This window comes from uncultured Neisseria sp., from assembly GCF_951230505.1.
Taxonomy (GTDB): Bacteria; Pseudomonadota; Gammaproteobacteria; order Burkholderiales; family Neisseriaceae; genus Neisseria.
Genome location: NZ_CATNVN010000082.1, coordinates 1 through 8,116, shown reverse-complemented (window position 1 = coordinate 8,116; position 8,116 = coordinate 1). Strand labels below are relative to the sequence as shown.

Here is an 8,116-nt window from a genome sequence, read left to right as displayed (position 1 = left end):
TAATATCAGGATAAGCGGAACATTACTAGTGAATATTATAAAAAAGTAGAATAAATCATTTAGTGATTGATTCTTTAGAATAAAAAAATCATAAATTAAGGCACTTTTTTACAACATATTGATTTGGTTTTAAAAAGGGAATTACGTAAGTATTTGGTGTTAATCAAAAAACTTGTTTTGAGCTTTGAGAAGAGATAAGCAATAGAAAAAGGCCGTCTGAATGTTCAGACGGCCTTTTTTCAAAAAGTTACTTATTTGGTTGCAGAAGCAGTAGAAGCAGCTTCGGCTTGAGCACCTGCAGCTGCGTTTTCACCCCATGCAGCAGGATATTTGTAACCGGCAAAGCGTTTTTTTGAGTAGGCTTTGAATTCGTCAGAGTTGTAGGCTTCGGTTACATCTTTCAGCCATTGGCTGTCTTTGTCGGCAGTGCGGACGGCAGACCAGTTAACGTAGGCGAAGCTTGGCTCTTGGAACAGGGCTTCAGTCAGTTTCATGCCGCTGCTCATGGCGTAGTTGCCGTTAACGATGGCAAAGTCAACGTCGGCACGGCTGCGTGGCAGTTGGGCGGCTTCAAGTTCTACGATTTGGATGTTTTTTGGATTTTCGGCAATATCGTTTTTAGAAGCAGTCAGCGGGTCAACGTCGGCTTTCAGTTTAATCCAGCCCAATTCGTTCAACATAACCAATGCACGGGCAAAGTTAGATGGGTCATTAGGTGCAGAAACGCTGACACCGTCTTTCACTTCGTCCAAAGATTTCAGTTTGCCAGGGTACAGGCCCAAAGGTGCGGTCGGTACTTGGAAGGCTTCAACGATGTCCAGTTTGTGTTCTTTTTTGAAGTCATCCAGATAAGGTTTGTGTTGGAAGATGTTGATGTCCAATTCGCCTTCAGCCAAAGCAAGGTTGGGGCGCACATAGTCGGTGAACTCGATCAGTTTGACTTTATAGCCTTTTTTCTCTAAAGCCGGTTGGATTTGGTCTTTAACCATATCGCCGAAGTCGCCGACGGTTGTACCGAAGACGATTTCTTTTTTCTCTGCGCCGTTGTCGGCAGAAGAAGCGGCAGAGGCAGCAGGCGCGCTGTCTTTTTGACCGCCGCAGGCAGCCAGTACGATGGCCAGCGCAGCGGCTGAAAGGGTTTTGAAGAATGTGTTGATTTGCATATTTTGCTCCTGATGGATGATAAAACGGTTCCAGACGGCCTCAATCTGCCGCCGTTAAAAAAAGAGGGATTGTAAATCTATTTTGGAAATATGAGGACGTTTTTTGTAAATTTATTTGGAATATATATCCTAATATGTTCTAAACAGATAACAGACCGTCTGAAAAATAGTAAGTCCATTTCAGACGGCCTGTTTGCTTAACGCTTGTCCAATTTGCGTGCCAATCTGTTGCCGATACCTTGAATCAGGATAACGAGTAAAACCAGGATGGCGACGATGAAGATGATGACTTCCATTTGATAGCGGTAGTAGCCGTAACGGATAGCAAGGTCGCCCAAGCCGCCGCCGCCAATCATACCTGCCGCCGCGCTGTACGACAGAAGGCCGATAGCCAGTACGGTAATGCTGGAAACCATACCTGCGCGCGCTTCATTTAAAAGCACTTTGCAGATGATGCTCATGGGGGAAGCACCCATTGCGGAGGCCGCTTCAATTACGCCTCTGGGTACTTCGCGCAGGTTTTGCTCGACCAGACGGGCGAAGTAGAACAAGCCGGATACGCTCAATACCAATGAGGCGGCAACCGGGCCGATGGTCGTGCCGATGATGGCGCGTGTAACAGGAATCATGGCAATCATCAGGATGACGAAAGGGAATGCGCGCATCAGGTTGACCAGGTTGTCCAAAAACAAATTCAGCTGTTTGTTGTAGTGCAACTGATGACTTGACGTCACAAACAGCAATACGCCCAAAATCGTACCGAAGATAACGGCGAAAGTAGTCGATAGGCCGACCATAATAAAGGTTTCGCCCAAGGCTTGGATAATTTCGCCCTTCATGCTGACGATGGTCTCAACAGCACTTTCAAATGTTAAATCTGTCATATTAGTCCTCTCGAATCAGCTCTTGCCCGATTTCGGATTGGGCATGGATTTGGTTGCCGTGTACTTCAACGATTTCCAGCAGACGGCCTTTATCCAAGAGGGCGGCACGGTCACACAGGCGGCGGATAACGCTCATTTCGTGGGTAACGATGACGATGGTTACGTTGAAACGTCGGTTGATGTCTTCCAAACACTTCAAAACGCTGCGCGTAGTGGCGGGGTCGAGGGCGGAAGTGGGTTCGTCGGCGAGGATGACTTGAGGTTGCGGCGCCAGCGCACGGGCAATGCCGACACGTTGTTTTTGACCGCCGGAAAGTTGGGACGGGTAATGGTTGGCACGGTCTTGCAAATCGACGATTTCCAAACATTCTTCAACACGCGCTTGGATTTTTTTAGACGGCCATTTGGCAATTTCTAAAGGAAAGGCGACGTTTTCGGCAACGGTACGGTTGCTTAAAAGGTTAAACTGTTGGAATACCATACCGATATTTTGTCGGGCGTGGCGCAGTTGCGTGGCGTTGAGCGCGGTCAGTTCTTGGCCGCACACGCTGACGGTACCTGTATCCGGACGTTCCAATAAATTAATCAGGCGCAGCAGGGTAGATTTGCCTGCGCCGGAATAGCCCATCAGGCCAAAGATTTCACCTTGTTTAATTTCGAGGCTGGTCGGCTCGACGGCGACAAAGTCTTTGTTGTCGCGTGTTTGATAGTGTTTGGAGACGTGATCCAGAATAATCATGGTTTATCCGTGTTTTCTTTAATTCGTGTGGCCATCAGGGTGTGCAGACGGCGGTTGTCGGCGCGTGCGACGGTAAATTGCAGGCTGCCGATGATGACTTTTTCGCCGCGCACTGGCAGGTGTCCCAACTCTTGAATGACCAGGCCGCCGATGGTGTCGGCTTCTTCGCTGCTGTATTCCGTGCCGAAGAAGGTGTTGATGTCTTCGATTTCGGTAGCCGCGTGGATGCGCCAGCGTTCGGAAGAAACGGCATGGATATTGTCGGAGCTGTCGTCTTCGTCAAACTCGTCTTCGATTTCACCGACGATTTGCTCGATGATGTCTTCAAAGGTGACCAGGCCGGATGTGCCGCCGTATTCGTCGATGACAATCGCCATGTGGTTGCGCTGTTCGCGGAACTCTTTTAAAAGGGCGGTCAAAGATTTGCCTTCGGGAACGAAAACGGCAGGGCGCAAGACGGATTTCAGGTGGAACTGCTCGGGGTTGAACATATATTTGAGCAGGTCTTTGGCGTGCAAAATACCCAAAACTTCGTCTTTGTCTTCGCCGATGACGGGGAAACGCGAATGGGCGGTTTCGATGATGTAGGCCGTGATGCGCTCGATGCTGTCGTTCTCTTTCAATACGTTCATGCGGCTGCGCGTAATCATGGCGTCGCGCACTTCCAGCTCGGCAAAGTCCAATACTTTTTCCAGCCGGGTCAGTGTATCGGCGTCAAAAACTTCCTGCTCGTGCGCTTGGCGCAGCAGGGTCAATACGTCTTCGGCGGAGTTGGGCTCGCCGGCAAGTCGGGAGATTAGGCGTTCGAAAAACTTGGGTTTCGACTGCGTACCGTCCATTTTAATATTCGTCCTCTTGGTAGGGGTTGGGGAAGCCTGCCGCCAGCATCAGGCGGATTTCTTCGGCTTCCATTATTTCGGCTTCATCGTCTTCGATGTGGTCGTAGCCCATCAGGTGTAAAGTACCGTGTATGGTCAGGTGGGCAAAATGCTGCTCGGGTGTTTTGCCTTGTTCGGCGGCTTCTTTCAAAACCACTTGCGGGCAAATCACCAAATCGCCATACAGGCCGTCTGAAAACTGGTCGGGCAGGATTTCGCCTTCATTGAGCGCGAAACTCAATACATTGGTGGCGTAATCTTTGCCGCGGTAGTCGCGGTTGTAGGCGCGGGCTTCTTCTTCGTCCAGAAGAATCAGGCTGATGTCTGCGCGGCGGTATTCGTTTTTTAAGGCAGACCACGCCCAGCGGTAAAAATCGCGTTCGCTCGGAAGATTGGCGGCGGAAGAGGCGTTTTCAAAGTTCAGATGAAAACGTTGCCGCTGTAAGGATAAAAAAGGATATTGTTTGGCGCGTTTCATGTTGTCCGGAAAATTTGGTTTTTAGGCGTAAATATAACATATTCACCCCCATGCCGTCTGAAAAACCGCCCAAAATATGATAGACTTCATGCCGTTTTCCATCTTTCAGGCAACCATTATGAACCCGAAAAAACTCGTTATCGCCAGTCGCGAAAGCCTGCTTGCCATGTGGCAGGCAAAACATATCCAAGGCCATCTGAAAGCCCTGTATCCCTATTGCGAAGTCGAGATTTTGGGCATGACCACGCGCGGCGACCAGATTTTGGACAGAACTTTGTCAAAAGTCGGCGGGAAAGGCTTGTTTGTCAAAGAGTTGGAACAGGCTTTGTATGACGGTCGGGCCGACTTGGCCGTGCACTCGATTAAAGATGTGCCGATGGATTTGCCTGAAGGTTTCGCGCTTGCGGCCATCGGCGAACGCGCCAATCCGTTTGACGCGTTTGTGTCCAACCAATACGCGCGTTTGGAAGAAATGCCCAAAGGCGCCGTCGTCGGTACATCCAGCCTACGCCGCGAAGCCCAGTTGCGTGCGCGCTATCCGCATTTGGTTATCAAACCTTTGCGCGGCAATGTGCAAACCCGTTTGTCCAAACTCGATAATGGCGAGTACGACGCGATTATCTTGGCCGCCGCCGGTTTGCAGCGTCTGGAATTGGACGAACACATCCGCATGATTTTGTCGGAATCCGACAGTCTGCCTGCCGCCGGACAGGGCGCATTGGGTATTGAAATTGCAGCGCATCGCGAAGATTTGTACGAAGTCTTGAAGCCGTTAAACCACGATACCACACACGCCTGCGTTACGGCCGAACGTGCGTTGGCGCGCGCTTTGGGCGGAAGCTGCCAAGTGCCGCTGGCCGCATATTGCACTGAAGAAAACGGTTTGCTGACCTTGCGCGGCTTGGTCGGTCATCCTGACGGTTCGGTTATTTTGCAGGCGGACGCTCAAGCCCCTGCCGAATACGCTGATGCTTTGGGTCGTGTAGTCGCCAAAAAACTGGCAGATGACGGTGCGGAAGAATTGATTGCCGCCGTATTGCAAGAACAGGCTTAAAACAACATAGATCATTTAAAAGGCCGTCTGAAACTTTCAGACGGCCTTTATTTTGTTGATGCTTAAGGATTCATAATCCGCGCAACCAAAGCTTTTTCTTTGCCCTGCATATTGGGGATTTTGACTTGAATGCCGTTGCCTGGTGCCACATCGACAGGCTGGCCTTTGCGGGTCATTTGTTCCAATTTGATGGTTTGGTTGCCGCTTGGGTGGATGATTTCGAGTGAATCGCCGACGGCAAAGCGGTTTTTGACTTCGATTGTTGCCCAGCCGTTTTCATCGATTTCGGTAACGTGGCCGACATATTGGCTTTGTTTGGCAATCGAATGACCACTGAGGTAGTTTTGGTAATCCTGAGTTTGGTGGCGCTCAAGGAAGCCGCTGGTGTAGCCGCGGTTGGCAAGGCCTTCGAGTTCGCTCAACAGGCTGTAATCAAACGGGCGGCCTGCAACGGCATCATCAATCGCTTTGCGGTAGGACTGGGCCACGCGTGCAACATAATAGAGCGATTTGGTACGGCCTTCGACTTTGAGGCTGTCCACGCCGATTTTGGCCAGTTTTTCAACCACTTCGATGCCGCGAAGGTCTTTGGAGTTCATGATGTAGGTGCCGTGTTCGTCTTCCATAATCGGCATCATTTCGCCCGGGCGGTTGGACTCTTCAATCAGGAAAACTTTGTCGGCGTAGGGATGGCGTTTTTGACCGTTGATGCCTTCAAAGTTTTGGTTGGCTTCTTCTTGGGCTTTTTCAAAGTTGAAACCTTGCAGAAGTTGGGCGTCGCCTGCATCACTTTCAGTGGCGTTGTAAACCTTGTAATCCCAACGGCAGGAGTTGGTGCAGGTGCCTTGGTTGGGGTCGCGGTGGTTGAAGTAGCCGGAGAGCAGGCAGCGGCCGGAGTAGGCGATACACAATGCGCCGTGAATGAAGACTTCGAGTTCGATGTCGGGGCATTCTTGGCGGATTTCAGCAATTTCTTCCATGCTCAATTCGCGCGACAGAATAATGCGTTCGACACCGATGTTTTGCCAGAATTTTACGCCCCAGTAGTTGGTGGTATTTGCCTGAACGGACAGGTGAATCGGCATTTCCGGCCATTTTTCGCGCACGGTCATGATCAAACCTGGATCCGCCATAATCAGCGCGTCGGGTTTCATGGCAATCAAGGGTTCCATATCGGAAACGAAGGTTTTGAGTTTGGAGTTGTGCGGCAGCGTATTGACGGTCAGGAAGAATTTTTTGTTGCGCTCGTGCGCTTCTTTAATGCCTTGCTCGAGGACGTCGAGTTTGGCAAATTCGTTGTTGCGGGCGCGCAGGGAGTAACGCGGGCTGCCGGCGTAAACGGCATCTGCGCCGTAATCGTAGGCGGCGCGCATACGTTCGAGGCCGCCTGCAGGCAATAAGAGTTCGGGTGCTTTCATGTTTTATGCTTTTTAAAATGTTTTCAGACGGCCCTCAAGGAAAGAGGGAAGGCCGTCTGAAAGATGTTTGAAGAATGGGCGGATTATCCGCTGTTTTTGTGTTTCGGTCAATTTTGTCTCGGGTTTGCGCTTTGTTTTTTATACGGAAAATGTCTTATATGATGAAAGGTGAAAAGGGGCTTTAATTTATTAGAAATGTAAAAAAAGCAGGGTTGGGCGGAATAATTTAACAAAAAACCGTTCAAGCAATGTATTTTCTTGTAAAATATCAAGCTTCATTTTAAAAAATATTCGGATTAGTTACCGATTTTGACCGACGGAAGGTTTATGGATTTTCGTTTTGACATTATTTATGAATACCGCTGGATGTTTTTATACGGCGTGTTGACAACGCTGGGACTGACGGTGGTTGCAACGGCAGGTGGCTCGGTTTTGGGTTTGCTGTTGGCATTGGCGCGTTTGATCAATCCGGAAAAAGCCGGTGTGCCGATGCGTGTCTTGGCTTGGGTGTTGCGTAAGATTTCTTTTTGGTATGTTACGCTGTTTCGCGGTACGCCATTGTTTGTCCAAATTGTGATTTGGGCTTATGTTTGGTTCCCATTTTTCGTTCATCCGGCCGACGGTGTCTTGATTAGCGGCGAAGCAGCCATTGATCTGCGCCGTTCTTATGGTGCGTTGATTGCCGGCTCTTTGGCGTTGATTGCGAACTCAGGTGCATATATTTGTGAGATTTTCCGTGCCGGTATCCAGTCGATTGATAAGGGCCAAATGGAAGCTGCGCGTTCTTTGGGTCTGACCTATACTCAGGCGATGCGTTATGTGATTTTGCCGCAAGCTTTGCGCCGTATGTTGCCGCCATTGGCCAGTGAGTTTATTACGTTGTTGAAAGACAGCTCATTGCTTTCTGTTATTGGCGTGGCAGAGTTGGCTTATGTACAAAGCACGATTACCGGACGCTATTCTGTCTATGAAGAGCCGCTTTATACAATCGCGCTGATTTATTTGGTGCTGACAAGCTTTTTGGGTTGGGTATTCCTGCGATTGGAAAGCCGTTACAATCCGCAACACCGCTAATCGGTTTGAATCAAAAAAGGAAGACTTTTTCAAGTCTTCCTTTTTTATTTGCCGTCAATGTTTCAGACGGCCTTGAATCAGAATGCTTCGCCGACTTTGACACCGCCTGCGATGTCTTTGGGCGTTGCCAGTTTAGCGGTCGCCTGTTGGGCAGCTTGGAATGCTTCGGTTGCCATGATGTCGGCTGCTTCCTGGATGGTCAATGTGTTGGCCATGTATTGCCAACGTGCGGCCAAATCGGCGTTTGCCGGCGCGTGAAAACCGTCTCGCAATTCATCGACCAAGTCTGGACGGTTGCACACCAGTACAATATCGCAGCCTGCTTCAAAAGAAAGTCGCGCGCGTTCTTTAATACCGCCGACACCGCATGCGCCTTCCATGGTCAGGTCGTCTGAAAAGATAACGCCGTTAAATCCGATTTCTTGGCG

The 8,116-nt window shown here is 49.8% G+C and carries 9 protein-coding genes; 2 read left to right on the top strand and 7 right to left on the bottom strand.

The features are described 5' to 3' along the window. Positions 1 to 251 precede the first annotated feature (251 nt). The 5 genes from Q1M25_RS06385 to ybeY all read right to left on the bottom strand — a co-directional run bounded on the left by Q1M25_RS06385 (position 252) and on the right by ybeY (position 4,142). The gene (locus Q1M25_RS06385) at positions 252 to 1,163 is read right to left on the bottom strand and encodes a MetQ/NlpA family ABC transporter substrate-binding protein (RefSeq protein ID WP_070711910.1); all 912 of its coding nucleotides are present in this window, start codon (positions 1,161 to 1,163) and stop codon (positions 252 to 254) included. A gap of 197 nt (positions 1,164 to 1,360) precedes the next feature. After that, positions 1,361 to 2,047: a methionine ABC transporter permease gene (locus Q1M25_RS06380; protein WP_070765182.1), complete on the bottom strand. Its 687-nt coding sequence runs from the start codon at positions 2,045 to 2,047 to the stop codon at positions 1,361 to 1,363. A gap of 1 nt (position 2,048) precedes the next feature. Then, entirely contained in the window at positions 2,049 to 2,786 is a 738-nt protein-coding gene (locus tag Q1M25_RS06375) for a methionine ABC transporter ATP-binding protein (RefSeq protein ID WP_004519679.1), read from the bottom strand. Next, positions 2,783 to 3,625 (bottom strand): HlyC/CorC family transporter, encoded by an 843-nt coding sequence (locus tag Q1M25_RS06370; protein ID WP_300483064.1) that lies wholly within the window; start codon positions 3,623 to 3,625, stop codon positions 2,783 to 2,785. Before Q1M25_RS06370 ends, Q1M25_RS06375 begins: the two co-directional genes overlap by 4 nt. A gap of 1 nt (position 3,626) precedes the next feature. Then, on the bottom strand, positions 3,627 to 4,142 hold the full coding sequence (ybeY, locus tag Q1M25_RS06365; RefSeq protein ID WP_128582234.1) for an rRNA maturation RNase YbeY: 516 nt from the start codon (positions 4,140 to 4,142) through the stop codon (positions 3,627 to 3,629). Positions 4,143 to 4,260: 118 nt separating this feature from the next. Between ybeY and hemC the strand changes: the two genes are divergently transcribed. Further along, on the top strand, positions 4,261 to 5,196 hold the full coding sequence (gene hemC / locus Q1M25_RS06360; protein ID WP_300483059.1) for a hydroxymethylbilane synthase: 936 nt from the start codon (positions 4,261 to 4,263) through the stop codon (positions 5,194 to 5,196). A 62-nt stretch (positions 5,197 to 5,258) separates the two neighbouring features. Here the strand turns inward: hemC and yegQ are convergent, their stop codons facing one another. Beyond that, positions 5,259 to 6,614, bottom strand: coding sequence for a tRNA 5-hydroxyuridine modification protein YegQ (gene yegQ, locus Q1M25_RS06355; protein ID WP_300483057.1), 1,356 nt, complete (start codon positions 6,612 to 6,614; stop codon positions 5,259 to 5,261). Between the two features lie 327 nt (positions 6,615 to 6,941). Here yegQ and Q1M25_RS06350 point away from each other — a divergent pair, with 327 nt between their 5' ends. Next, positions 6,942 to 7,688 carry an amino acid ABC transporter permease gene (locus tag Q1M25_RS06350; RefSeq protein ID WP_070711915.1) on the top strand — a complete coding sequence of 249 codons (747 nt, stop codon included), beginning with the start codon at positions 6,942 to 6,944 and terminating at the stop codon, positions 7,686 to 7,688. A 77-nt stretch (positions 7,689 to 7,765) separates the two neighbouring features. Here Q1M25_RS06350 and Q1M25_RS06345 read toward each other — a convergent pair. Beyond that, the coding region (locus tag Q1M25_RS06345) for a glycoside hydrolase family 3 N-terminal domain-containing protein (protein ID WP_300483052.1) at positions 7,766 to 8,116 on the bottom strand (351 nt) is incomplete at its 5' end.